Annotated in this window: 20 protein-coding genes; 6 read left to right on the top strand and 14 right to left on the bottom strand. The window is 61.0% G+C overall.

Features of this window, described 5'->3' with window-relative positions; translation table 11 throughout:
- Window positions 1–201 precede the first annotated feature (201 nt).
- On the top strand, window positions 202–1,224 hold the full coding sequence (locus NIM87_RS09580; RefSeq protein ID WP_269467987.1) for a LacI family DNA-binding transcriptional regulator: 1,023 nt from the start codon (window positions 202–204) through the stop codon (window positions 1,222–1,224).
- A 199-nt stretch (window positions 1,225–1,423) separates the two neighbouring features.
- On the opposite strand, the gene NIM87_RS09575 is transcribed toward NIM87_RS09580, so the two are convergent.
- The 8 genes from NIM87_RS09575 to NIM87_RS09540 form a co-directional block, all read right to left on the bottom strand.
- Complete coding sequence (locus NIM87_RS09575; protein WP_254674437.1) at window positions 1,424–3,343, bottom strand: glycoside hydrolase family 127 protein; 1,920 nt, start codon at window positions 3,341–3,343, stop codon at window positions 1,424–1,426.
- 9 nt (window positions 3,344–3,352) lie between these two features.
- A complete protein-coding gene (locus tag NIM87_RS09570) occupies window positions 3,353–4,408 on the bottom strand; it encodes an ABC transporter ATP-binding protein (RefSeq protein ID WP_254674436.1) in 1,056 nt (351 codons plus the stop codon).
- On the bottom strand, window positions 4,405–5,232 hold the full coding sequence (locus tag NIM87_RS09565; RefSeq protein WP_254674435.1) for a carbohydrate ABC transporter permease: 828 nt from the start codon (window positions 5,230–5,232) through the stop codon (window positions 4,405–4,407). The genes NIM87_RS09570 and NIM87_RS09565 overlap by 4 nt, the downstream gene beginning before the upstream one ends.
- The gene (locus NIM87_RS09560) at window positions 5,229–6,131 is read right to left on the bottom strand and encodes a carbohydrate ABC transporter permease (RefSeq protein WP_254674434.1); all 903 of its coding nucleotides are present in this window, start codon (window positions 6,129–6,131) and stop codon (window positions 5,229–5,231) included. Before NIM87_RS09560 ends, NIM87_RS09565 begins: the two co-directional genes overlap by 4 nt.
- 68 nt (window positions 6,132–6,199) lie before the next feature.
- Window positions 6,200–7,432 carry an ABC transporter substrate-binding protein gene (locus NIM87_RS09555; RefSeq protein WP_254674433.1) on the bottom strand — a complete coding sequence of 411 codons (1,233 nt, stop codon included), beginning with the start codon at window positions 7,430–7,432 and terminating at the stop codon, window positions 6,200–6,202.
- 107 nt (window positions 7,433–7,539) lie between these two features.
- Entirely contained in the window at window positions 7,540–8,589 is a 1,050-nt protein-coding gene (locus NIM87_RS09550) for a LacI family DNA-binding transcriptional regulator (RefSeq protein ID WP_254674432.1), read from the bottom strand.
- Window positions 8,590–8,649: 60 nt separating this feature from the next.
- Window positions 8,650–9,546, bottom strand: a complete 897-nt coding sequence (locus tag NIM87_RS09545) for a sugar phosphate isomerase/epimerase family protein (RefSeq protein ID WP_254674431.1) — start codon at window positions 9,544–9,546, stop codon at window positions 8,650–8,652.
- Window positions 9,547–9,558: 12 nt separating this feature from the next.
- Window positions 9,559–10,593, bottom strand: a complete 1,035-nt coding sequence (locus NIM87_RS09540) for a Gfo/Idh/MocA family protein (protein ID WP_254674430.1) — start codon at window positions 10,591–10,593, stop codon at window positions 9,559–9,561.
- A gap of 164 nt (window positions 10,594–10,757) precedes the next feature.
- Here NIM87_RS09540 and NIM87_RS09535 point away from each other — a divergent pair, with 164 nt between their 5' ends.
- Window positions 10,758–11,807 (top strand): LacI family DNA-binding transcriptional regulator, encoded by a 1,050-nt coding sequence (locus NIM87_RS09535; protein ID WP_254674799.1) that lies wholly within the window; start codon window positions 10,758–10,760, stop codon window positions 11,805–11,807.
- 33 nt (window positions 11,808–11,840) lie between these two features.
- Here NIM87_RS09535 and NIM87_RS09530 read toward each other — a convergent pair whose 3' ends face one another.
- From NIM87_RS09530 to NIM87_RS09520, 3 genes are read right to left on the bottom strand one after another with little or no spacing between them, the layout of a single operon-like run.
- Window positions 11,841–13,916: an ATP-binding protein gene (locus tag NIM87_RS09530; RefSeq protein ID WP_254674429.1), complete on the bottom strand. Its 2,076-nt coding sequence runs from the start codon at window positions 13,914–13,916 to the stop codon at window positions 11,841–11,843.
- Window positions 13,917–13,949: 33 nt separating this feature from the next.
- Entirely contained in the window at window positions 13,950–14,456 is a 507-nt protein-coding gene (locus NIM87_RS09525) for a putative pterin-binding protein (RefSeq protein ID WP_254674428.1), read from the bottom strand.
- 9 nt (window positions 14,457–14,465) lie between these two features.
- Window positions 14,466–15,506: an HD domain-containing phosphohydrolase gene (locus NIM87_RS09520; RefSeq protein ID WP_254674427.1), complete on the bottom strand. Its 1,041-nt coding sequence runs from the start codon at window positions 15,504–15,506 to the stop codon at window positions 14,466–14,468.
- Window positions 15,507–15,859: 353 nt separating this feature from the next.
- On the opposite strand from NIM87_RS09520, the gene NIM87_RS09515 reads away from it, so the two are divergent.
- The 4 genes from NIM87_RS09515 to NIM87_RS09500 all read left to right on the top strand — a co-directional run bounded on the left by NIM87_RS09515 (window position 15,860) and on the right by NIM87_RS09500 (window position 20,345).
- Window positions 15,860–17,845 carry a methyl-accepting chemotaxis protein gene (locus NIM87_RS09515; RefSeq protein ID WP_254674426.1) on the top strand — a complete coding sequence of 662 codons (1,986 nt, stop codon included), beginning with the start codon at window positions 15,860–15,862 and terminating at the stop codon, window positions 17,843–17,845.
- A 2-nt stretch (window positions 17,846–17,847) separates the two neighbouring features.
- Window positions 17,848–18,144: a hypothetical protein gene (locus tag NIM87_RS09510; RefSeq protein ID WP_254674425.1), complete on the top strand. Its 297-nt coding sequence runs from the start codon at window positions 17,848–17,850 to the stop codon at window positions 18,142–18,144.
- A 98-nt stretch (window positions 18,145–18,242) separates the two neighbouring features.
- A complete protein-coding gene (locus tag NIM87_RS09505) occupies window positions 18,243–19,415 on the top strand; it encodes an ROK family transcriptional regulator (protein ID WP_254674424.1) in 1,173 nt (390 codons plus the stop codon).
- 162 nt (window positions 19,416–19,577) lie between these two features.
- Window positions 19,578–20,345 (top strand): Crp/Fnr family transcriptional regulator, encoded by a 768-nt coding sequence (locus tag NIM87_RS09500; protein WP_254674423.1) that lies wholly within the window; start codon window positions 19,578–19,580, stop codon window positions 20,343–20,345.
- A 142-nt stretch (window positions 20,346–20,487) separates the two neighbouring features.
- On the opposite strand, the gene NIM87_RS09495 is transcribed toward NIM87_RS09500, so the two are convergent.
- From NIM87_RS09495 to NIM87_RS09485, 3 genes are all read right to left on the bottom strand, one after another.
- Window positions 20,488–21,156 carry a response regulator transcription factor gene (locus NIM87_RS09495; protein WP_254674422.1) on the bottom strand — a complete coding sequence of 223 codons (669 nt, stop codon included), beginning with the start codon at window positions 21,154–21,156 and terminating at the stop codon, window positions 20,488–20,490.
- A 126-nt stretch (window positions 21,157–21,282) separates the two neighbouring features.
- Complete coding sequence (locus NIM87_RS09490; RefSeq protein ID WP_254674421.1) at window positions 21,283–22,626, bottom strand: HlyD family type I secretion periplasmic adaptor subunit; 1,344 nt, start codon at window positions 22,624–22,626, stop codon at window positions 21,283–21,285.
- A gap of 85 nt (window positions 22,627–22,711) precedes the next feature.
- A complete protein-coding gene (locus tag NIM87_RS09485) occupies window positions 22,712–24,463 on the bottom strand; it encodes a type I secretion system permease/ATPase (protein WP_254674420.1) in 1,752 nt (583 codons plus the stop codon).
- Window positions 24,464–24,607 lie beyond the last annotated feature (144 nt).

The following is a 24,607-nucleotide window of genomic DNA, read 5'->3' as shown; positions in this document are numbered from 1 at the left end:
GGTGCGAACGGCTGCGGCGTTGGTCACGCGGATCTCCTCACGAATAAAGTCGCCTGGGGCGATCTTGTAGAATGTTCTACGTGTATCGTTCTACGTTTTTCATCTTTTGGCAATACCCTTTATCGAGCGGGCATCCGCGCGTATAAACGCGGTGAGCCCGGTTCAAAATCATTTGGAAAAACAGGGTTTTGGGAGGGCTTGATGGCACGGGGGGACGAGGGGAGACGGAGCGGGCGGGTCACCATCCGGGAGGTGGCAGAGGATGCAGGGGTGTCCGTTGCCGCTGTTTCCAAGGTGCTGCGTGACGCCTATGGCGTATCCGATGCCCTGCGCGCCAAAGTGCGGGCGTCCATGGACAAGCTGGGCTACCGTCCGCTGGCCTCGGCGCGGGGCATGCGCGGCCAGACATATACGCTCGGACTGGTTCTGCCTGACCTGCGCAATCCGTTCTTCGCCGACATCATGACCGGCGTGAACAATGCCCTGGAGCGCACTCAATATCAGGTGATGATGGGGATCAGTTCGTCATCGTCAAAGCTCGAAACGGGCGTCGTGGAATCCATGATCGACCGGCAGATGGATGGCATCATCCTGATCGGTTCGACGGAATCACGTGAAAGCCTCAACACCATTGCCGAAAAGAAGCCACTGGTGACTATCGGTCATCACGACCCCTCGGCTGAGGACTTCGACACGGTCAATAACAACGACCAGCAGGGGGCGCTTCTGGCCGTTCGGCATATGGTCGCTGCCGGTTACAGCAAAATCGCCATGCTGAGCCTGCAAGGCGAACCTTCGTCCATTCTGGCAGAGCGCGAAATGGGGTATCGACGCGGCATGATCGAGGCGGGTCTGGGCGGCACCATCAATATTGCAAGCGCCACGCAGGTCATGCGCGATGTGCAATTCGCGGCACGCCGCCTGCTGCAGGGCCCACGTCGACCCGACGCGATCTTCTGTTGGACGGATTTCATAGCCCTCGAGGTCATCAGCGTGGCTACCGAGCTAGGCCTGAGGGTGCCCGAAGATGTCGGCATCGTGGGTTATGACAATACGATGTATTGCGACTTTGCACAGAACAGCCTGACCAGCATTGACCAGTCCGGCGAATTGTTGGGCCTTCAGGCGACGCGGCTGGTGATCGAGAGGATCAATGGGCGGACAGCGGTCGAGCACTTCGTCGTGCCGCCTCGCCTTGTGGCCCGCCGGAGCACAAGCCGCTAAGGCTGGAACTGGTCAAAACAGCGGGACGACGGATGCGCAAAATGCCCGCCGTTGCGAACGCGGCGGGCAAAGCGTGGGGCCGTGACGAAAAAAACACGGGCTCGGGTACATTGCCATGTCTATCCACGATCGCGCGAATTCGGTGGCACGCGGATCACGTCGTCATATGGCAGTGACGACTTGAAGCGCCGTTGTCAGGCTAGCATTCCCGAGCTTCAGGCACCCAGACCACCATTGATCCCTGCGCTCGATTGGCCCACAGAAAATACGGGATGGCGGTGAGGTTCGATGTGTTTTCGCGCGGCGGCGTGGTTCGATAAAGCTGCTGAAAGTCGCTTTCGTCGAGGGCCGTTGCCTCGGCCTTGAGGGCGACGATGCCGTCGAACAGGTCCGGCCGGTTTTCGACACGCAGTTCCGCTGAGCGTGGCAGCTTCAGGCGCTGCACGCGACCACCCGGGTTGTCGACTTCTTCAAGGCAGTAGACCAGCGGTCCGCGCTTGAGGGCAACGCGTCCGGCATCCATGATGACGCCCGGATGGGCGTAGAGACGCTCCGGCGGCATGGGCAGATCGAGGGCAATGCTGTCGCCCTTCTGCCAGGTCCGGTGGATCGTCAGATAGCCGTTTTCTGTCTCGCTGGCATCGACGGCCTGGCCATTGACCGCGACCTTGGCGCCCTTGCACCATGACGGAATGCGCAGCTTGACGTCGAAGGCGGCGGGTGTTTCGGGATCGACATGGATGGCGATGTCGCCGGACCACGGATAGGTCGACACTTCGCGCAGACTGACGCGGTTTCCCGCAATCTCAACGTCCGAAGCAATTCCACCATAGAGGTGGAAGGCGACGCCATCCGGCGCAGTGGAGAGGAAGTATTGTCCCACTGACGCGACCAGACGCGACACGTTCATGGTGCAGCAGGGGCAGGTGTGCCATTCCCAGCGCGTTGGCGTGCCATCGCTTTCCAGCGGATTGGCGTAGAAATAATGTTCGCCATCGCGGCTGAGACCAGACAGCGCGCCGTTGAACATGGCGAGTTCAAGAATGTCACCATACTTGCCATCGAGATCGAGATGCAGCATGCGCTGCGCCCAGAAGATCAAGGCTACAGACGCACAGGTCTCCGCATAAGCGGTCTGGTTGGGCAGATCGAAATCGTGGGTGAAGCCTTCATTGTGTGCCGACGGCCCGAGGCCCGCGGTCACATACATCTTGGTTTCCATCACGTCGTCCCAGAGCACCTCGCAGGCGCGCTTGAGACCGTCATCATTAAGCTCGGCGGCGAGGTCCGCCATGGCGGTATAGAGATACATGGCCCGCACGGCATGGCCGACGACCTTATCCTGCTCGCGGACCGGCTTGTGCGACTGCGAATATTCGTAATTCGGGAAGACATAGGGCTGCCGTTTGTCGCCGCCACCCTCGCGCTGCTCACGCTCGATATCGAAATAGTGCGGCTTCTGGTTTCCGCGCTCATTGATCATGTAGGTCGCGAAATCGAGGTGTTTGCGCTCGCCTGTGAGGTAGTAGAGCTTCATCAGCGCCAGCTCGATTTCCTCGTGACCATCATAGCCGCGCCGCTGGCCCGGACCGGTGCCGAAGGTGGCATAGATATGGTCGAGATAGCGCTCCATCACATCGAGGAAACGCCGGCGCCCCGTCACCTGGAAATAGGCCACCGCCCCTTCGAGCAGATGGCCGGCATTGTACATTTCGTGGTTGTCGCGCAGGTTGGTCCAGCGCTTGTCAGGCTCCCGGCCGAGATACCAGCAATTGAGATAGCCGTCCGGCGCCTGGGCCTTTTCGAGATCGTCGATGGCGGCCTCGATCTTGGCTTCAATATCGGCGTCGCGGCGATGCGCCAGGGCATAGCTGGCCGCCTCGATCCATTTGCCGACATCGCTGTCCCAGAACACCTGCACCGTAAAACCGTTGGAATGGCGCGGAAAACGCAGCGGCGGCGGCGGATTGGGCAGTTTTAGCGAGTCGAGGATGCCGACTTCGGCGAGCTTCTTGTGCTGGCTGGGGACAGTTCGGTCGAGCACGGTGTCAAGACGCTCGTGCCAGAACTGGCCTTCGAGCTTGACCTGCGGAAAGGGAACGGGGGCGTAACGGGACATTGGATTGCCTTAGAGTGCGATGCCGGTTTCGGGATCGAAGAGGTGGACACGGGTCGGATCGATGCCGAGGCCGACACGATCGCCCGACGCGAGTTGGGTTCGCTCGGACTGGACCAATTGGAAATTGCCGTCGCGCGAGGTGAGATAGGTTGCCGACCCCGTGGACTCGACCACACCAACTTCGAGATGGAAGTTGGCATCGTCACCACGGACCTGCAGGTGCTCCGGGCGCACGCCGGCAATCACGGTTCGTCCCGGTTCAACGTTGCGCGCCAGCGGCAAGCTGCCGCCACCATCGAGCACTACCGAATTGCCGCTGTCGGCAATGCGGCCGGGCAGGAAGTTCATGGCGGGGGAGCCGATGAAGCCGGCGACGAAGCGGTTGACCGGCTTGTCATAAAGGTCGAGCGGGCGACCCTGCTGCTCGATGATGCCGGCGCGCATGACCACCACCCAGTCGGCCATGGTCATGGCTTCGATCTGGTCATGCGTGACGTAGACGGAAGTGGCGCCAAGGCGGTCATGCAGGGCGCGAATTTCCTTGCGCATCTGCACGCGCAGGGCTGCATCAAGGTTGGACAGCGGTTCGTCGAACAGGAAGGCTTTGGGATTGCGGATGATGGCCCGGCCCATGGCCACGCGTTGCCGCTGCCCGCCCGAAAGCTGGCGCGGGTAGCGTGACAGGAGTTCGGAGAGGCCGGTGGTGGCAGCCACCTCGGCGGCCTTTTTCCTGGCGTCGGCCTTGCTGACGCCATGCAGGCGCAGGGAATAGGTGAGGTTCTCCTCGACCGTCATATGCGGGTAGAGCGCATAGGACTGGAACACCATGGCGATGTCGCGATGACGCGGCGGCACCCCCGTCATCTCCTTGCCGGCAATGGTCATGCGGCCGGAGGTTATCGTCTCCAACCCGGCAATAGAGCGCAACAGCGTGGACTTGCCGCAGCCCGATGGTCCAACCAGAGCGACAAAGCTCCCCTTGTCGATGGTGAGCGACACATTCTTGAGCGCGTGGAAGTTTCCATAATGCTTGTCGATATCGATCAGCTCGATCTGTGCGGTCATTTCAGGGCTCCCGAGGTAAGGCCGGACACGATGCGGCGCTGCAGGATGACAAAGACGAGAAGGATCGGCGTCACATAGATGGCCGAATAGGCCATGATCGAACTCCAGTCGGTGGAATTGGGGCCGAGAAAGCCGCTGAGGCCAACGCTGGCGGGCTGCAGTGACGGGCTTTGGATGATCGACTTGGAATAAATGTATTCGCCGAACGCACTCATGAAGGTGAGGATGGCGCAGACAAGGATGCCATTACGCGCCAGCGGCAGGACGATGCTGAAGAACGCCCCAACACGCGAATTGCCGTCGACCAGGGCCGCTTCCTCAAGTTCGCGCGGAACGCTCATGAAGGTGGCGCGGACCAGAACAACAAAGAAGGGCATGGCCTTGGCGGCAGCGGCCAGCACCACGGCGGTTCGGGGGTAGTTGAGGAGGCCAATCTGGTTAAAGCCGACGAAGAGCGGCGTCACCATGACCGAGGCCGGTAACACCTGCAGCATCAGCACGCAGAACAGGCCGATGTCGATCCAAACATTGCGGTAGCGGGCCAGCACATAGGCGCACCCAGTGCCCAGGATCACGGTGATCGCCGTTATGCCGCCGGCAATGATCACCGAATTGAGCAGAAAGACCGGCATGGTCCGCCGTGCCCAGGTCTCGGGATAGATGTCGGGATTGGGCTCGCGGGGCCAGAATGTGGGCGGATTGGCGAAGATTTCCGAGCCGGTCTTGAGGCTCGTCACATACATCCAATAGAGCGGGAAGAGGTAGACCGCGGCCAGCGCCAGGGCGACGACCAGCAGGAACCACGGCGTATAGGTCCTGGTCATCCGCGCACCTCGTGGCGCGTCGAGCGCACATAAATGACAGATGCGAACAGGACCAGCAGGAACATCATCACCGACACGGTAGCCCCCTTGGCAAAATCGTAGAGCTGAAAGCTCAATTGCCAGGACCAGAACCCGGCGACATTGGATGTGTTGGCGGGGCCGCCCTCGGTCAGCGCCGGGAACAGGTCGAACTGCTGCAACGTGCCGATAAGGCCCAGCGAGAGGACGGCACCAATGGTGGAGCGCATCATCGGCAGGGTAATGGTCCAGAACCGCTGGAAGGCATTGGCACCATCAAGCTCGGCGGCCTCGTAGAGATCGCGCGGAATGGCTGCCAATCCCACCGAGAGCAGCAGCATGTTGAAAGCCAGGCCAAGCCAGATATTGGCGATGATCACCGCCCAGATGGAAAAGTTCGGGTCCGACTTCCAGAACACGTTGTTCTGGATGATGCCCAAAGACTTGAGGATGACATTGAGCACGCCAAAGTCGCCGGCCAGGATCCAGCTCCATATAGCGCCGACCACCAGGCCCGGCATGACCCAGGACACCAGGAACAGGCCTCGTATGGTCGAGGCGCCGGGGAAGTCCTGTGCAAAGAACAGGGCCAGGGCGAAGCCGAGAACGAATTGGCCCGTCATCGAGCCGAAGACGAAGACCAGCGTGTTGCGGGTCACCATCCAGAATTCGGGCTGCTGTACCACGGCAACATAATTGTCGAAGCCGACAAAGGGCCGGAACAGGACGCCCAGGGTGAACATGTCAACCTGCTGGAAACTCATCAGCACGTTGTAGACAAGCGGAGCGCCGGCAAGGGCAAGCAGAAACAGCAAGGCTGCGCCGACCAGCAAAATATCGAAGCCCACCCCGTCACGCAGGGCGTTGAGAAATCGCGTCACCGGACCCTCCAAAACCGTTGAAGAACATGCCGGCCGGAGCGAACCCCGGCCGGCCCAGTCGGGGAGGATTACTTCTTGATGATCGTGTCGATGGTGGCCTGAGCCTGGCTCAGGGCCTCATCCGGCGTCATCTGGCCGGTCAGTGCTGCCTGTTCGGCATCGTAGATGGCCTTGGAGATCTTCTGCCACTCCGGATGCGGACCACGCGGCTGGGCGTATTTGAGCTGTTCCTGGAACACTGCCAGCGCGGCGTCTTTCTTCTCGATGCCGGAGGCTGGAAGCTCGACGTCACCACGGGTGGGCAGGTAGCCGAACTCGGGGAACAGCCGGTCATCCTGGCTGACGAAATATTCGAGCACCTTGAACGCTTCTTCGGGGTGCTTGGTCGTCGACATGATGCCCAGGTTGAAGCCGCCCAGTGCAGAAGAGCGCTCATCGCCCTCGCCGAAGGTCGGCAGAAGGGTCACGCCCCAGTCAAAGTCTGCGTCCTCGACCATGCGGTCGATTTCCCACGGACCAGAAATGGCCATGGCGGCATTGCCCGAGTTGAACGTACCCGTCGAATCCCACTGGCCGAGCGAAAGCACGTCCTGGCTCAAAACGCCGTCATCGATCATGCCCTTGACCATGGAGAGCCACTCACGGGCGCCTTCGGTGTTGACGTTTTCATAGCCGCCACCCGACATCTGGATGACCGGCAGGAACTGGAAGGTGCCTTCCTCGTTGCCGCGTGCCGACAGGGTGGCACCGTAGACGCCTTCGGCCGGTTTGGCGAGCTTGCGGGCATAGTCCTCAAATTCCGCCCAGGTCTTTGGCGGGTTCTCGATACCGGCCGCGGCGAACATGTCCTTGTTGTAGAACACGCCGATGGTGTCGGTATATTTGCCCACACCATAGAGGCGGCCATCCCAGCTCACCGAGTTGAGCGGACCCTCGAAATAGGCTTCCGGATTGATGATGTCGCTCTGTGCGGCCATGTCCGTGATGTCGAGGAAGGCGCCGCGCGACGAGAAGAGCGCGAAGTCCGGGTTGTCCAGGCTGACGATGTCCGGAGCATTGCCGGTGGCATAGGCGCGCAGCGTCTCGTTGACGATCTCGTCGAACTGCAGAACCCGGTACTCGACATTGATCCCATTATCCATGGCGTCGAATTCGGCCGAGAAGGTATCGGACGGGCCGACCTGGTTGGCGCCGTCGATCGACCAGACGGTGATGGTCACGTCTTCTGCCTGAGCCGGTGTGGCCGCAACTAATGCGCCTAAGGCGAGACCCGCCAATAGACTGATCTTGGTAAACTGCATTATATCCTCCCTTGCGGCCTCGGCCGCGCTGCGCCGCTCGGGTTTCCTCTTCCCTTGCGGCCATTTCCTCGCTGCTACAGGCACGCCAATGCCTGTGGCAGCACTCCTCATACCTCCTGATGCACCTCCAGTTTGTCCGCGACGGGCGTTGCGCCCCCGCAGGATTGGCGCATCACGAGCTTGCATGGCAGCGTGCGGATACCCGGCTCGACTGGCTTGCCCTCGGCAAGTTCCAGGATCAGGCGTCCGGCCTCGCGGCCGAGTTCCTTGAGGTTCATGTCTATTGTGGTGAGCGGCGGGCGCGTCGCCGCTGCCACGATTTCCCAATTGTCGAAACCGATGACCGAGACGGCGTCCGGCACAGACACGCCACGCTCGCGCAGCGCATCAATGACCCCGCGCGCGATCTGGTCATTGCCGCAGAAAATCCCATCGGGCGGGTTGCCCTCGGCCCAGAGGCGCGCGACGGCCTCATGTCCCCAGGCCTCGGACCAGGCGCCATGCAGCACCGGGGCCTCATCGCCAGCCACCTCTCGGAATGCGCCGGCGCGCGTCCTCACGGAGGCGAAGCTGTCCGGCCCGGTGACATGGACGAGCCGTCGCCGACCGACGGCAGTCAGATGTAGCGTGGCATCGCGCGCGCCCTGCGCGTCGTCGGAGACGAGGGTAACCGCGCCTTCAGGGCCCTGAGTGAAGGCATAAACGACCGGCACGGCCAGCCCGGACAAATCCACCGGCAACTGCCGGTCAATGCGCTTGCCGGTGGCGATGATGCCATCGACCTGCTTGTCGAGCATGGCATTGACATGGACCGCGCCCAGCTCCGCATCATCTTCGATCCCGCACAGGAAAACCGACACGCCCTGGTCGACCAGCGCTTCGTTGATGCCTGCCATGACCGGCAGGGTGAATCGACCATAGGTGTCGTTGGTCAGAAGACCCACAGTGAAGCTGCGGTTCTGTGTCAGGGCCCGCGCCATCGCGTTGGGCCGGAAGCCGAGCGCTGCGGCCGTCTGCTTGACCCGCAGGCGCGTCGCCTCGGTCATCCGCCCCGTGTCGTTGAGCGCTTTCGAGGCCGTGGCAACGCTGACGCCAGCAACGCGGGCAACATCGTAGATGCGAATGCGCTCTGCCTTGGCCACGTCAGCATGCCTCACTGGTAAACCCTTTTCTCAGTCTTGATAAAACGGTTTCTCAATCACGGTCAATAGTCATACTTATATATTCACATAGCTGCCGCCGCGGGCCGCCTTGAGGTGGTTGAGGGCGTGAATTTGCCCCGTCATTTCAAGCGCGTCGCGATAGACCGGGTCATGCCAGCCCTCGATATCGATGGACCCGGACCAGCCCGCGAGGCGGAGTTCGGAGATGATGTCCGTCCAATTGCTGTCGCCAAAACCGGGCGTCCGCATGAAGACAAACGGATGCTTGCCGAAAATGCCGTGCTCGCGGATCACGTCCCAGCGGATGCTGGCGTCCTTGCCGTGCACGTGGAAAATCTTGTGCGCCCATTTGCGGATCTGCGGCAGCGGGTCGATGAGATAGACCATCTGGTGGCAGGGCTCCCATTCGAGGCCGATATTGTCGTCCGGCGTCTCGTTGAACATCAGCTCCCAGGCGTCGGGATTGTGGGCAATATTCCAGTCGCCGGTCTGCCAGTTGCCGTCCATGGCGCAGTTTTCGAAGGCAATCTTCACACCCTTGTCGGCGGCGCGCTTGGCCAATTCGGACCACACCTGGCGATATTGGGGCAAACTCTCGGGCAGGGGCCGGTTGCGAATGCGGCCGGTGAAGCCCGCCACGCAGGTCGCGCCAAAATGGTGGGCGTTGTCGATGCAATCCTTCCAGCCTTGCAAGGTCTGGCGGTCCATCTCCTGGTCTTCAAGCGGATTGCCGAACATGCCGATGGTCGAGATGGTGATATCACGATCGCCAATGGCGTCCTTGCAGCGCTTGCCCAGTTCAGCGATGTCCTGGCCATTGGTGGTCTGCCAGAAGAAGGGCTCGAAACTCTCGAACCCGGCATCCGCAATTTCGCCGATACGCTCGGCAGCCTTGCCGGCAGATGCGGAAATCATCGTGCCGACGCGGATGGATTTAGCGGGATCGCTCATCTCAAAATATCCTCAAACTGAAATGGTGATGCGCTGGCCGGTTCGGGCGCTTTCGATAGCGGCGAGAACCATGGCGAGGCTGTTGATATTGTCGCTGCCGGCCGTTTCCGGTGGGCGGCCGCTCTCGATAGCGGACAGGAATTCAGCAATGACGCTGGCATGACCATGGGTCTGGTCGGCATTGGCGGGCGGTGGCACCTCGATGTCCTTGAGGTCCCGGAAGAAGCCGGTATCGCCGGCAACCACACGGGCCTCGAAGCCGTCTTCGCCATCCCACATCAGCGTGCCCTTCGTGCCGATGATGCGCCAGGCGCTTTCCCAACTGGTATTGGCGCCTTCAGCGGCCCATGAGCCGCGATAGTTGAAAATCACGTCATCCTCGAATTCGAAGATCGCGTTTGCCGCCGCGCCATGCCGATACCAGGACCTTCGCGGATTGGTTTCGAGGCAATAGACGGCGCGCGGCGCCTTGCCGGCCATGAACCGGGCGGCATCGAGGGTGTGGATGGCCATGTCGAGCAGCAGGACATTGTCCATCTCCTCGCGGAAGCCACCGAAATGCGCGCCGATGAAGAAGTCGCAATTGAGACTCGTGATCTCGCCCAGCGCTCCGCTTGCAATGAGACGACGAATGCGGCGGACACCGGAAATAAAGCGGCGGTTCTGCACCACCGCATGCACCCGCCCCGCAGTTTTGGCCTGCGCAACCATTGCCTTGGCTGCATCAAGGCTCGTTGCCATGGGCTTCTCAGTCAGCACATGACAGCCATGGCGAAGACCTGTTTCCACCAGGCCTGCGCGCGCCACCGGCACGACAACGTCGAACAAGAGATCGGGCTTGGTCTGAGACAAAACGGCATCCAGGTCTGTGCCGATGAGCGCGTCTTTGAGGCCGAATTCGGCCGCGCGCGCTTCGGCATTGGCGCGGTCCAGATCGACGAGCCCAACGATCTTCACTCGCCCCTTGAGCAAGGCATGATCGGAAAGCGCCGACAGCCAGCCTTTGGACATGGCACCGCATCCGGCCAGAACCGCGGAATAGACCAAGAATTCCTCCCACTGGACTTTGCATCGCCCTTGCCGTCTTTTGCGGCATTGGACTGCAAGTCCCGTAAACGTTTACGACGCTATATTTGGAGCATTGCTCCTGTCAATACGATTTCGTAAACGTTTCCGGCGCTCATGCGGAGCCGCCAAAAGAAAGAGTAAAAATGACCGGCATCAGAGAGTTGGCGCAGCGACTGAATCTCTCCATCGGCACGGTTTCGCGCGCTCTTAATGGCAAGCCGGACGTCAATGAAGAGACTCGCAAGCGTGTTTCGGACGCCGCCGCCGCCATGGGCTACGTGCCTAATCAGGCCGGTCGGGCCCTGCGCAAGGGGGCAACCGGCATTGTTGGTTTCATGATGCAGACCGGGTCGCAGATCACCGGCGAGGGCGACGTTTTCTTCATGAGCGTCTTTGACGGCGTTCAGACGGTCTTTGCCCGTCATAAACTCGATCTGGTCGCGCTGCTCTGCTCATCCGAAGAAGACCCGGACGCCTATATGCAGCGCGTCGTGGCGCGCGGCTTTGCGGATGCGCTCATCATCTCCGCCACCAAGCGACACGATCACCGCATTGACTTCCTCCACAGCCGCAAGATCCCTTTCATCGCCCTGGGGCGATCGGAAACGGATGTCGGCCACCCCTGGCTCGACCTTGATTTCGAGGGCATGGCCGAAACGGGTGTGTCACGTCTGGTCGCCAAAGGGCATCGTCGCATCGGCATTTTCGCGCCGCTGGACGACACCAATCTCGGCTTCGTCTTCATCGACGCCTATCGCAAGAGGCTTGAAAGCCACGGCATTGCGTTCGACCCAGACCTTATCTTCCGCGCTCATCCCAATGAGCGCGGTGGTCACGACATTGCGCACGCAATCGCCGCCATGCCGGAAGGGCAACGCCCGACTGGGTTCTTGTTGACGAACGAAGCGATGACGCTGGGCTTCTATAACGGACTCTATGAGGTGGGCCTGCCACCCGGCGAAAAACTCGCCATCATTGGCCGCGACAGTCCGCAGGCGCATTTTCTTTTGCCAAAGCTCACCAGTTTCCACCTGTCACTGCGCGACTTAGGCATCTCGCTGGCGGAATCCCTGCTGGCCAGCATGCCTGAATATGCCGAGATGTACCCGTACGGCACCGTTCGCGAGATTGTTCCGCTCGAACTGTTGGAAGGGGACAGCGACGCGATGTGTGCAGACCAGGCAGGCCCGTAAAGCGCCGACCGCTCACGAGGGTCTGGTTCCCATTCAGGCGACGAGGGGCATTAGGTTGCGAAGGCGATCTTGGTCAAAGTCGCCATGGCGCATTTTTTCCGCCCGATCAGCCAGCGCCTGGTAGCCGAGGGTCGATGCGGCCCCCTTGAGTGTGTGCAGGGCGCGGTCCAGCGCTTCCTCGTCGTTTCTGGCGACGGCGGCTTGGGCTTCGTTGAGCAGGCCCATTGCGTCGCCGCAAAAGCGCTGGACCAGTTCATCGAAGGTTGCCTGGCCCAGTTCTGCGACGAGCGCAGCCTGATAGTCCAGATCGACCCCCTGTGGCGCCATCTCGGTCACGCGTGCTGGCGCAAAATCACGAAGCGTTCTGGCCAGCTTGTCGCGGGTAACCGGCTTGGCAATGAAGGCATCCATGCCAGCGACCAGGCATGCGTCGCGGTCGGAGTCGAAAGCGTTCGCCGACAGGCCAATGATGGGAACGTCATTTCCAGAGGCGCGAATGCGCCTCGTGCTTTCGATGCCGTCGAGCACGGGCATCTGCATGTCCATGAGCACCGCTGCATATCTGGTCCCGGCGACGCAATTTATCGCTTCCTCGCCATTCTGGGCGTAGCTGACGCTATAGCCCATTCGTTCGAGCAGACCGCCGGCAACCGCGCGATTGACGGCGTTGTCGTCCACGACCAGGACGTCGCCCGAGCAGTTTTCCGATCGTGGCGCGGCAACCGGTCCGGGGGCTTCCTGAACGTTGGTGCCGATATTGGTGACAGGCAGATCGACCCAGAACTTGCTGCCCAGTCCGGGCTCGCTGGTTACGCCGACCTCGCCCCCCAGGGCTTCGGCCAGTCGCTTGCTGATTGCCAGGCCAAGGCCGGTCCCGCCATGGGGCCTGGTCGTTGAGCCATCGAGCTGCTTGAATTCCCTGAAAAGGCGCGACATCTCGCCTTCGGTGATGCCCGGGCCGGTATCCTGGACAGAACAGACCAGACGGTCGCCTTTGACATCTGCCCGGACAGTGACGCTCCCCGAGGCCGTGAACTTGATGGCGTTGCCAATGAAGTTGATCAGGATCTGACGCAATCGCCCGCCATCGGTGCGCAGGGCGATCTGGGGATAGTCAAAGGTGATGCGCAACCCGGCGCTGCGGGCGCGGGGCTCCATGATGTTGCGGACGGATTCCATGATCTCGGTGAGGTCGAACGTGCGTGACTCGACGGTCATGGCGCCCGCCTCGAGCTTGGAATAGTCCAGTATGTCGTTGATGACGTCGAGCAGGACGTCTCCAGATTGCCGGATGACCTTGAGATGGTCACGCTGCTTTGCCGACAGATCCGTCGTTTCAAGGATTTCTGTCATGCCGATGATGCCGTTGAGTGGTGTCCGTATCTCGTGGCTCATGGTGGCAAGGAAGGTCGATTTGGCCTGGTTGGCCGCCTGCGCTTTTCTGGCGACGCTGGCATTGCGCCGGCTCAACAACTCGACCTCGCGGCCGCTTCGGGAGATATGCCACAACTGGACGGCCAGAAGCGAAACGATCAGGACAAACAATATTGTCAAGGCGGCCACGGCGGCGCCGATATGCCAGTATGTGTTGAGCGCTTCTTCGCGTTCTGCCACGCGGATGACATTGATTGCGGCATTGGCGGCAACCAGGAGCTTGCTGGTGGCCTGCTGAATGGCGCGCGCCGACGCCAGCACCATCTGGCGCTGACTCGCCAGGGTCGCGGGTTCTGCAGCGATCTTTTCCATATGTGGCGCAAGATCGAGAATGCCGTCGGTGACGGCCCTGGCATTGTCCGCAACGCCGGTAGCATCCTCGAAGGTTATTGCGTATTTGCCGCTGCCCAGCAGACCCATCCGGCTATAAAGAAGGTCAAAACGCAGGGTGATCTCATCAACGCCGGCGGCATCCTGGTCCAGCAGTGCCTCGACCAGAGCGGCCGCGCCCCGGTCGGCCTGGAAAGCTGCCCAGATGGCGTCCTCGCGCACGCTCTGGGCGGTGTATTCGCCCCGCTGCTGCAAGTCCGCAAATAGTGAAATGGTGGTGACGAGCAGGACGGCACTCATTGCCGAAAGGATGATGATCCCGGCGCCGACCCGCCGGGATACCATTCGCCTGGTTCTGATGATGCCGCGGGGCATGGGTCAGTGCACGGTGATCGAGGTGATCTGCCAGACCGAACGACTGAAATACACTTCGTTGTAGAGACCGGGCGCGACGTCAAAAGGGTAAATCAGGAAGAGGGGGCCCATATCGCGAACCGATAGCGTTTCTCCATCCAGCCGCGTTGCAAATATCACCGGATAGTCCAGGAAATCGCTCATGGGGATTTCAGCTGAATAGTCGTTCAACGCGGTCACGGTAACCACTGTACCTTGCGCACCCACCGCGTCGAACAAGGCGGAAACAAGCGGGCCACTGAAGCTTCGGGCGTCGTCGTACCAGGGGGTTTCGGTGGTTGTCGTGTGCTGCTCGAGCGCATCGATCATCGCCAGATCGAATTCAGCGGTGTCACCGATATTGGTGTTGGCGATATTGCCGCGGATCGTGAGTATGACCGGGTCGGTCGGCAGAGCGAGCTGTTCGGCCTGGACCAGACCGGGCGCGATCATGGCGAGGGCGGTGGAAAGCGTGATGAGGAGCAGGCGCATGGACATTCCTTATGCCGCAGACGTGAGAGGAGAAGCGTAGAGGGCTTCGATGCGCGGCCAGGCGCGGTCGAAGGCGGCGACACAGCCGGGATCGAAATGCGAACCGGCGCTGCGCTGAATTTCTTCCCTTGCGCATTCGATAGGCCAGGCGGGCTTGTAGCTGCGTTCACTGCATAGGGCGTCAAAGACGTCAGCAACCGCGGTGATGCGGGCGGCCAGCGGAATGTTGGCGCCGGAAAGGCCAAGGGGATAGCCCTTTCCGTCCCACCGCTCATGGTGGCCAGCGGCAACAGCGGCCGCCATGCGCACGAGATCGGAATCGCCATTGGCGAGGATATCTGCACCGATGGCGGCGTGGGTCTGCATCAATTCGCGCTCGGCGGGGTCCAGCTTGCCGGGCTTGTTGAGGATGGCGTCCGGGACGCCGATCTTGCCCACGTCGTGTAGCGGCGCGGCCAGATAGAGAACGCGGACAAAAGCTTCGTCCTGCTGCATCTCCTGGGCGATCAGGCGGGATACAGCGGCAACGCGGCCAACATGCTCACTGGTCTCATTGTCCCGGAACTCGATGGCGCGGGCCAGCCGGTAGACAATTTCTTCTTCGCGGCGCTGCAGGTGCGCGGTGGCAAGGGCAACTTCTTCAGCAAGGGATTTGGCGCGGCTGGCCAGTTCATTTTGCGCGGCGCGCAGGGCCAATAGATTGGCAACGCGGGAGCGCAGTTCGATGGGGTCGACCGGCTTGGCAAGAAAGTCCGTCGCACCCTTGCAGATCGCATCCAGCCTCAGCGAACGGTCCGCATCGGCGGTGATCATGATGATGGGCACATGCTGGTGCTGCGGCAGGGCGCGCATGGCCTGGATCAGTTCAACCCCGTTCATGCCCGGCATGAGAAAATCGACAATGGCCAGATCGCACGGTCCGGTCATCAGATATGCCAAGGCTTCGCCGGGCTCTGCATAGCCCTGGCAGGTCACCCCATCCATCTTGCCGACAATGCCACACAGCACCGCAAGATTGGTGGAATTGTCCTCGGCGATTACGACGCGCATTTCTGCCTCCAGTGATGCCGAACCTGTATTAAATTCTTTACCGGAATTCTACGGGATGTCCCACTTAGGCTTTCTGCGCACTTAACGAGATCGCGCGCCAGCCGTAAAATTTGATCCAATCCTTTGATTTTAAAGATGTCTCAAAAATAGTGGGCATATGCCCTGCTGGTGGGCGCTGAGTAAACATTCCTTAAACGTCGCAGTATATTAAATTGCGGTGTGGAACGAATTTAATGGACTTGCGTACTGCCCAGTCTCGCTTCTCACGCCGGACTACCCCTCATTTCCACACGCGCACACCTGCCGCTGCCCAGGTTTTCGCGCGTGACAAGGCAGCTTGGGACGCAGGCACAATGTCGCTGAAAACACGTTTGATAATCTCGCTGTCCATGCTGTCTGCCATCATCGTCCTGTTGATAGGCGCCGGCTTCGTTACCCTCAGCGTCTTGAGCGCTCAGTCCAACGGACTTCTCGTGCGACACATCCAGCCGATGCGTGAGCTCAAGATCATGGTCGATGCTTATGCGGTCGCCATCGTCGACAACGTTCACAAGACCAGGGCCGGCACAGTGTCCTGGCAGGACTCACAAAAGATCATGACCGATGCGCGGGGCGAGATCAGCGCCACGTGGCAGGCCAATGTTTCGCTGGAGTTGACCGATGCCGAACAAGAGCTTGCGCAGGTTATCCAGACGACCATGGCCGCTGCCGATGCGGCCCTGGTCGAAGTCGACGCTATCCTGCAGAGGCGGGACATCGAGGCCCTTGCCGATTTTGCCGAGAGCAGCCTCTATCCCGCCATCGACCCGGTCAGCACGGCCGTAAGTGACTACTTGGCCCTGCTCGAAAGGGAAGCGGTTGAGGTAATTACAGTGCAAGCCGACACAATGCAGGCGATCAAGTGGTCGATGGTGATCGTTGCAGCCATCGCATTGGGCGCAATCGGTTATGGCGCCTATGTCATCCTCAAGAGCGTTGCCAACAGGCTGCGCGATATGGGAACGGCCCTCACAGCCGTAGCCGCGGGTGACTTTACCAGCGTCATTCCCTTCTCAAACCGCAAGGATGAGATCGGCCGCATGGCCGCGGCGGCAGATATCTTCAGGGCAAACGGGCTGAAGGTGGTCGAACTGTCCGAGGCCGAGGCCACCCAGCGCGCCCGCCGCGAGGCGGATCGCGCCGCGATGATGGCGCAACTGCAGACCGCGTTTGGCTCCGTGGTGAGCGCGGCCAGTGACGGCGACCTCAGCCAGCGGGTTCCCACGACATTCGCCGACGCGGAACTCAGCACTCTGGCAAATGACGTCAATCGCCTGCTCGAAAATGTCGAGGAAGGACTTAGCGCCTCCGCGAAGGTTCTCTCGGCCCTTGCCCGTGCTGAACTCGATCAGCGGGTCGAAGGCCATTTTGGCGGCGCCTTCGGCCAGTTGCAGAGCGATACCAACGCTGTGGCCGACAAGCTCAGCGAGGTTGTGGGCGATTTGCGCGAGACTTCGACCGCCCTGCGCACGGCCACCGGCGAAATTCTGTCGGGCGCCAATGATCTTGCGGAACGCACGACCCGACAGGCCGCAACCATTGAAGAGACATCTGCGGCGATGGAGCAGCTGGCGGCCACTGTGGCGGCCAATGCCGAGACGGCTGAGGCGGCGGCGAAGCAGGCCAATGTTGCTGCAGATGCAGCCACCAAGACCGGGCAGACCATGACCGAGGCCAGCCAGGCAATGGACCGTATCAGTGCCTCTTCGCAGCGTATTTTCAACGTTATCGGCATGATCGACGATATCGCTTTCCAGACCAATCTGCTGGCGCTCAATGCGTCGGTGGAAGCGGCGCGCGCGGGCGAAGCCGGTGCAGGTTTCGCCGTTGTGGCCCAGGAAGTGAGGCGTCTGGCCCAGTCGGCCGCTGAATCGTCCTCGGAGGTGAAGGGTCTGGTCGAACAGAGTTCGCGCGAGGTCAGTGCCGGCTCGCAGCTGGTTGCTGGCGCCGCCTCCCAGCTCGCCAAGGTGCTGACGACGATCGAGCAAAACGCCGTGTCCATGCGGGTTATTGCCGGAGCCAGCAAGGACCAGGCCTTCTCGATTGCCGAAGTGACAACCGCAGTTCGCCAACTTGACGAAATGACCCAGCACAATGCCGCCCTGGTAGAGCAGACCAATGCTGCCATCGAGCAGACCGAGGGTCAGGCCATCGCGCTGGACGCGCTGGTTTCCATCTTCCAGCTCCAACGGCCCGCGGAGCGTGCGCCAATGGCGCAATTGCGAGAGCAGCGGACGCCGGCCAAGCAGCGCATTATGGCGCGCGCGGACAATCTGGCACGCGACTGGAGTGAATTCTGACCATGCCGGGGGAAAGTGCGATCCTCGCCAGGGTTGCAGGCATTACGGACCGTCTCAATCGCCTTCGCGCCATTGCTGCTGCGAGAAATGCGGTCGCTGCGACCATGGAACTGGAAGGCCTGGCCAATGCCGTGCGCCAGCTCGACCTTGCTCTGCGAGTGCACCTGGAGCGGGGTGAGCTCTTGGAGAATCATGATGAAATCATCGACTTTCTCGCTAAATCGAAGGCTGAATTGATCGAGCGCATTGACGAGCTCGGACTTTCTTCTCGCGAAAAGCGGCCCAAGCCCACTGACTAGCTTCACTTTGTTCAGGCTTGGCTGCATAAGTTCTGCTCCGGAATCGTGCGTGGCCAGCGGGGCGGGGGCGGGTGGAACAACAAGATATATTTCAGCCGATGGCTCGCCGCATGGCGGTGTCGGGCCTGCGGCAGAACAACGAACGCGCAGTGCTCACCGTCGTGGCGTCGGTGCCAGGCTCTTCAGCAGCGCAGATTGCACGGGCAACCGGACTTGGTCCGCAATCGGTCTCGCGCATTCTGGGCGAGTTGGAAAATGCAGGGCTCATCCGTCGCGGCGAAGCCAGGAAAGGTCAGCGTGGCCAACCTGCGGTGCCCATCTATATGTCGCCCGACGGCGCCTATTGCGTGGGTTGTGAAGTCGGATGGCGGCACATGCATATTCTCATCCGCAATCTTGGCGGAGAGATCCTTGGGGAGCACAAGCGTTATTACGCCTATCCCGACGCCGAAGAAATCCTCGCGGAGGTTGTATCACTGACCAAGCTGCTCCTGGGTCTGGTACCGCAGGAACACCTGGGACGCGTCGTGGGAATAGGATTGGCCATGCCTTCGGGCATTGCGCGGAATGCGAACCTGGTTGGGGCGCCCGAACATGTCGTTTCCGCATGGACCAATTTCGATCTGGCAGCGGAATTAGGAACAGCAATCGGCCAGCCGCTGTTCGTCTTTAATGACGGCAATGCCGGATGCTGGGCTGAGTTGGCCGCCTGGCCCGCCCCGCGTCCCGCCAACCTTGCCTACCTCCAGGTTGGCACCTTTCTCGGCGCGGGACTGATTGCCGACGGGCGCCTGTGGGAAGGACCCACCGGGAATTCGGCCAATCTTGGTTCAATGGTGGTTTGCGACAGCGCCGGCAATCAGCAGTTCGCTCACCTGACCGCGTCGATCATGGCGCTCGAAAAGCGCATGGCCGCCGCCGGCCAGACATTGCCAACTGGCAGGCCCGCCAGCTGGGACTGGGATGCCATGGAGCCCATCGTTTCGGACTGGCTCGATGAAGCCAGCGTGGCCCTTGCCCATGTGATCATCAACACGTCTGCGGTCATGGAATTCGGGACTGCCATCGTTGATGGTGTGATGCCGCGTCATATCGTCGAACGACTGGTCGAAAAGGTGCGCGAGCGCATCGCAGTGTTCCCGGTTCTAACGTCCGACAAGCCCACGGTGGTTATCGGGCGGTTGGGTGCGGATGCGCCGGCGCGAGGCGCGGCCTTGAAACCCATGTTCCGCAGATTGTTCTCGCGGGATTCAGCAGATCTGGCGGACTAGTCAGCGTTGGCGGCGGACGGACCAAGGTCTGATGCGGCGGCGACCAACGTCGTATATTTTTTGGTGCCCTTTGTCTGAATATTGACCCGACGAACGTAAATAGCTGTGGGCGATTTTGTCCGGTTTACTTGGATCAGCAACAGATCCTCGGGGAGTCGGAACATGTCGCAGCCACGCGTCTCAAGCCGTGAAGTTTTGACCAGGCTGCACGTGGCATTGGGCCGCCAGACAAAGGCAAGGTTGCGCCGGTTCTCGCAGGGGGAGACGGTCTATGAGCCGGGAATGGAGGATATTGTCGGCTATGTCGTCTCTGGCGCTGTCAAACAGGTGGTTCTGTTTCCTGATGGGCGATCCAATATTATCGGCCTGATTGAGGCGCCAGGTTTCTTCGGCAGGGCCTTCGGGGTGGCCATGGAATTCACCATCGAGGCCGCCAGCGATGTGGTGCTGGCATGTTTCGACCGGTCGTCATTCGAGACGCAATTGTCGACCGACCCGATCCTGGAACATCTCATCCTGATGGAAAATCTTCACCAGCTCGATGAGGCGCATGAACGCATTCTTGTTCTGGCCTGCCAGAGCGTTATCGAGCGCATCTGCACGTTCATGCTGCTCAAGTTGCTCGACGGCGCACCGTCCAGCGTGGTGCATGTTCCCATCAACCGGCGCGACTTCGCGGCCTATCTGGGGACGACCGTAGAAAGCGTCAGTCGCAGCATTCAGGCCCTTGTACGTCGCGGCACCATTGCGGTGATCGACAGCGCGAATTTTGAGGTGCTGCAGCGCGATGACCTGATCGCCATCTCGCGGCAGGACGAGGATAGTCTTCTCGAAATGATGCGGAGCCGCGGGCCCAAATATCCCGGCCGGGCTGAGGACCTGCCGCCCGTCGCATCGCGGCCTCATGACGTGGCCATCGCGGTCGAATAATGGAATGGGCGGCCCCCTCAGTCGGAGGAATGGCTTTCGCCCGCGAGTTGCACGCGATGGCGGGCTATGGCCAAAGGGTGTCCGGGCGCTATGGCTGGCATATGGCCAGGAACCGTCTCGGCGGGGTGCGGGACCGTGATCGCTAGCTGAGGGCGTTGGCGTCTTGTTGCTGATCCTGGCGGAGGCGGGATGCGATGACGACCTCGACCCTGTTGCGGGCCTTGAGCTTGAGCATCAGCCCGGTCATGTAGTGCTTGACGGTTTTCTCGCTGATATTGAGCTGGGCCGCGATTTCGCGATTGGTCCGGGCCTGCATCAGGTGACCAATGATCTGCTTTTCGCGGACATTGAGCTTGACGGCCTCGGCAAGGGCTTGCCGCCTGGCGCGTTCACGCAGGCCGTTCATCACCTGGCTGGCATATTGCCGCGTGACGAACAATTGCCCGGCCATAACGGTATCGATGGCCTCGATCAGCTCGGAGGAGGGGCTGCCTTTAAGTGCAAAACCGGTCGCGCCCGCATCGAGGGCCTTGAGGGCTGACTCAATGCTACAAAAAGCGGTGAAAACAATTACCTTTGTATTTGGCGCAGTGGCCACTATTTGGGCGATGGTGCGAAAAACATCGCCGGGCATGCTCAAGTCCATGATGATAACATCAGGATTATAGTCGCAGACCAAAGCCATGCTTGTGTCAGCACTGCTTGCCTGTCCAATGATTTGATGTTTATCACTGCTAGAGAACAACGAGACCATGCCTGCAAGTAAAACTGGATGGTCGTCAGCAATTGCGACTGTGATCGGCTTTGACATTTTGCTCCGCAGCGAAACTTGCGGCCCCAACTCCCTCAGACCCCTCAGTTTACGACTTTGCTAACGAATGGTAAATTCACTTATCCCTTATGTCGAAATTTTGATTAGCCTGAAGGGCAGCGTTGCTTACTCTTCACGAAAGGCCCGGGCGACCTGATCTGTGAATGGTTTGACGAAATAGGCAATTGCCGGCTGTTCCTGGGTGGTGACGAAGACCTCGACCGGCATTCCCGGGATGAGACCGCGTTCGCCCAGCTGATCGATGTCGCCGATCACCTCGGCTTCGGCAATGTAGTAGCTGCTCCCGCTTTGCTGATCGGTCAATGCGGCGGCCGAGATCCTTGAGACCAGCGCGGGGATTTCGGGCGTGGTGCGCTGGTCAAAAGCGCTGAAGCGTAGCCGCGCTTCCTGGCCGAGCAGGATCTGGTCGATGTCATTGACCGCGATCTTGAACTCGATCCTGAGGTCCGCATCTTCGGGCACAATGGTGAGGAGACGTTCGGCCGGGCTGACGACGCCGCCGAGCGTTGAAACGGCCAGCTCATTGACGGTGCCGCTGACCGGCGCGCGTATCAGTGTACGGCCCAGGCGTTCGGTCACCTCCGCCAGTCTGTCGCTCACTTCGGCGACATTGGCGGAGACCGAACGCAACTCGCGTTGCGACTCGGTGGAGGCCAGATCATCGATGGCCAGGATTTGCAGCCGCACTTCGCTGATCCGCGCGTTGGAGCGGGCGATGCTAGCGGTCAGGGCCCCCTGCGAGCCGAGCATTCGGGCCAGTTCCCGATCCGCAGCATTGATGCGCGTCTGCTCGATCAGCGCCTGAGCCGACAGGGAGTCAAGGCGGCCGCGTTCCTCAGTCGCCAGGGCCAATTCATCGGCAAGGGCGTCCGCCTGGGAATGTAGGCCGCCAATTTCCTGTTCGAGCTGCGCGACCTGAAGCAGGAGCTGCTCACGCTGGGAATTCCTGTTGCGACGGGTGCTGTCAAACAATTGCTGCTCGCCTTGCAGGATCAGGCCTGCCTCGGGGAAGCGCATCAGGAAATCGTCGGGGAAGGTGATCTGTTGGGCGCCGTCGCGCTCGGCTACCAGCCGGGCCTGGCGCGCCAGCAGCTCGGCAAGCTGCCAACCCAAAATAGATTGCTCGGTGCGAATTTGAACGTCGTCGAGGCGCAGAAGCACGTCGCCGGCAGTGACGAACTGGCCCTCCTTGACGTTGATGGCACGGATCACGCCGCCGTCCAGGTGCTGAATGACTTTGACACTTTCGACAACGAGGACCGTGCCGCCGGAAATGACGGCGCTCGAGAGCTTGGCCGTCGCCGACCAGCCCCCCAATCCGCCCAGCAACAGAATTGCAGCGACGCTGCCGACGATGACCCGCCCGCGCATCGAAAAATCCGGCACTTTGGTGTTGCTGCGTGAATGGGCGGCGCGCGGGTAGAAGGCTGCCAGGTCGATGGTGCTCATTGCGTGTTCCTCGCCGGTCTGGCGACGCAAATGCCACTGGCCCGGGGCTGTTCGGATGCTGGCCGGGTGCTGTTGGCCTGAATGATCATGCCAGTTCTCCAGACTGGAGACTGGGTTCGACGATCTTGAGCGCCTTTGCGCTGGCCTTGCGCTGGCCGGCCACGATCTCGTCCTTGGGACCGAAGGCACTCAGGCGGCCGTTCTGAATGACGGCGACCATGTCCACTTCCGCCAGGATGGACGGTCGATGGGCAACGACCACGGCAATGCCGCCGCGGGCGCGAATCTGCCGGATGGCCTCGTTCAGCGCCTGTTCGCCCTCGGCATCGAGGAAAGCATTGGGTTCGTCCATGATCACCACGAACGGATCGCCATAGAGAGCGCGGGCCAGGCCGATGCGCTGGCGTTGGCCGGCCGAAAGCGACGTGCCCATCGGCCCGAGCTGGGTGTCATAGCCATCGGGCAGGTGCACGATCATTTCATGCACGCCGGCGGCCTTGGTGGCGGCCACGATGGCGCGTGCGTCGCGCTCCGGGGCCAGGCGCGTGATGTTCTCCACAATAGTACCGTCGAGCAGGGCCACGTCCTGCGGCAGGTAGCCGACATATTGGCCGATCTTGTCTTCGTCCCATTGGGTGAGGTCGGCATCGTCCAACCGGATGTTGCCGCGCTGCGCAGGCCAGATGCCGGTAAGGGCGCGAACCAGGGTGGTCTTGCCACCACCGCTCGGCCCGATGACGCCAAGGCCCTGACCGGCCTTGAGTTCGAATGCCACTTCGGTCAGCAGCACGCGTCCCGTGCCGGGGGCAGCAACCGAAATCTTGTCGATCTTGAGCGATTTGGTCGGTGCCGGGAGGGCGAGTGGCTTGGTGATGCCGGCCAGGGCAACCATGGTATCGCGCAGGCGCTTGAAGGCCTGGCGGGCCGATACGACGCCCTTCCAATTGCCGATGGCCATGTCGATCGGTGCCAGCGCACGCGATGAGGCGACCGAGACCGCGATAATCGCGCCGGCCGACATTTGCCCCTGGATGGTAAAATAAGCGCCGCCCCCTAGAAGGGCCGATTGCAGCACCATGCGCAGCACGCGGGAAATGGCGCCATAGGTGCCCACAACGTCGCTGGCCCTGGTCTGCAGGGTCAGGTGATCCTGGTTGACCTCGTTGAAGCGCGACACGGCGCGTCCGGCAAAGCCCATTGCCTTTATGATGTCGGCGTTGCGGGCATTAGAGTCGGCTACGGCATTGCGCGCGAGATAGGCCTGCTGCGCTGCCAAGGCGAGCGTTCGGGATTTGAGTTCGGTGAGCACTGTCAGAAGGGTGAGGACGACAGCGCCACCAAGCGTGACGGCGCCCAGAACCGGGTGCAGGAAATAGACAAAGAGAATATAGAGCGGCACCCAGGGCAGGTCGAAAAGGGCGACTGGCCCCTGGCTGCCCATGAACGAGCGGATGGTGTCCACATCGCGTCCGCGCTCCAGGGCTTCCCCGGTGGAAAAGCCGAAGCGTGGCATGTCCACGCTGACGCGGTGGGCGATGGGCGCGAGCAACCGATCAAAGCGGGCGCCGATGCGCACCAGCAGCTGGCTGCGAACGATGTCGAACAATCCCTGAAAGAGATAGAGCCCGATCACCAGCACGGACAGGGCAGCCAGTGTGGGAATGCTGCCGCTGGTCAGCGCGCGATCATAGATCTGCAGCATGTAGAACGAACCGGTCAGAGCCAGCAGGTTGATGATGCCGGAAATCCAGAACAGGAAGACCGCGATCCCCTTGAACGCCTGGCGCAGCTGCTGGTCACCGTGGTGCTCAGCCAATGCCTTTGATGTGAATGCCATGATTTCAGCCCCCCATGAAATGACTTGAATAAAAACCCCGGCCGATGGGACACCGGCCGGGAAGTTGGAGGCTAAGGATTGAAGTCGTGGGCCGTTGGCGCATGGTTGCCCGCGAGGCAGATGCGGACCCTGGGTGCGGTGTCC

This window comes from Devosia ureilytica (assembly GCF_024273195.1).
GTDB lineage: Bacteria > Pseudomonadota > Alphaproteobacteria > Rhizobiales > Devosiaceae > Devosia > Devosia ureilytica.
This window is presented reverse-complemented; position numbering and strand designations above follow the sequence as displayed.

What these genes read in the sequence shown, in the direction of transcription:
- NIM87_RS09580 (WP_269467987.1), top strand. Translation starts at nt 202, where the DNA reads ATGGCACGGGGGGACGAGGGGAGACGGAGCGGGCGGGTCACCATCCGG.
- NIM87_RS09575 (WP_254674437.1), bottom strand. Translation starts at nt 3,343, where the DNA reads ATGTCCCGTTACGCCCCCGTTCCCTTTCCGCAGGTCAAGCTCGAAGGC.
- NIM87_RS09570 (WP_254674436.1), bottom strand. Translation starts at nt 4,408, where the DNA reads ATGACCGCACAGATCGAGCTGATCGATATCGACAAGCATTATGGAAAC.
- NIM87_RS09565 (WP_254674435.1), bottom strand. Translation starts at nt 5,232, where the DNA reads ATGACCAGGACCTATACGCCGTGGTTCCTGCTGGTCGTCGCCCTGGCG.
- NIM87_RS09555 (WP_254674433.1), bottom strand. Translation starts at nt 7,432, where the DNA reads ATGCAGTTTACCAAGATCAGTCTATTGGCGGGTCTCGCCTTAGGCGCA.
- NIM87_RS09545 (WP_254674431.1), bottom strand. Translation starts at nt 9,546, where the DNA reads ATGAGCGATCCCGCTAAATCCATCCGCGTCGGCACGATGATTTCCGCA.
- NIM87_RS09535 (WP_254674799.1), top strand. Translation starts at nt 10,758, where the DNA reads ATGACCGGCATCAGAGAGTTGGCGCAGCGACTGAATCTCTCCATCGGC.
- NIM87_RS09530 (WP_254674429.1), bottom strand. Translation starts at nt 13,916, where the DNA reads ATGGTATCCCGGCGGGTCGGCGCCGGGATCATCATCCTTTCGGCAATG.
- NIM87_RS09525 (WP_254674428.1), bottom strand. Translation starts at nt 14,456, where the DNA reads ATGCGCCTGCTCCTCATCACGCTTTCCACCGCCCTCGCCATGATCGCG.
- NIM87_RS09520 (WP_254674427.1), bottom strand. Translation starts at nt 15,506, where the DNA reads ATGCGCGTCGTAATCGCCGAGGACAATTCCACCAATCTTGCGGTGCTG.
- NIM87_RS09515 (WP_254674426.1), top strand. Translation starts at nt 15,860, where the DNA reads ATGTCGCTGAAAACACGTTTGATAATCTCGCTGTCCATGCTGTCTGCC.
- NIM87_RS09510 (WP_254674425.1), top strand. Translation starts at nt 17,848, where the DNA reads ATGCCGGGGGAAAGTGCGATCCTCGCCAGGGTTGCAGGCATTACGGAC.
- NIM87_RS09505 (WP_254674424.1), top strand. Translation starts at nt 18,243, where the DNA reads ATGGCTCGCCGCATGGCGGTGTCGGGCCTGCGGCAGAACAACGAACGC.
- NIM87_RS09500 (WP_254674423.1), top strand. Translation starts at nt 19,578, where the DNA reads ATGTCGCAGCCACGCGTCTCAAGCCGTGAAGTTTTGACCAGGCTGCAC.
- NIM87_RS09495 (WP_254674422.1), bottom strand. Translation starts at nt 21,156, where the DNA reads ATGTCAAAGCCGATCACAGTCGCAATTGCTGACGACCATCCAGTTTTA.
- NIM87_RS09490 (WP_254674421.1), bottom strand. Translation starts at nt 22,626, where the DNA reads ATGAGCACCATCGACCTGGCAGCCTTCTACCCGCGCGCCGCCCATTCA.
- NIM87_RS09485 (WP_254674420.1), bottom strand. Translation starts at nt 24,463, where the DNA reads ATGGCATTCACATCAAAGGCATTGGCTGAGCACCACGGTGACCAGCAG.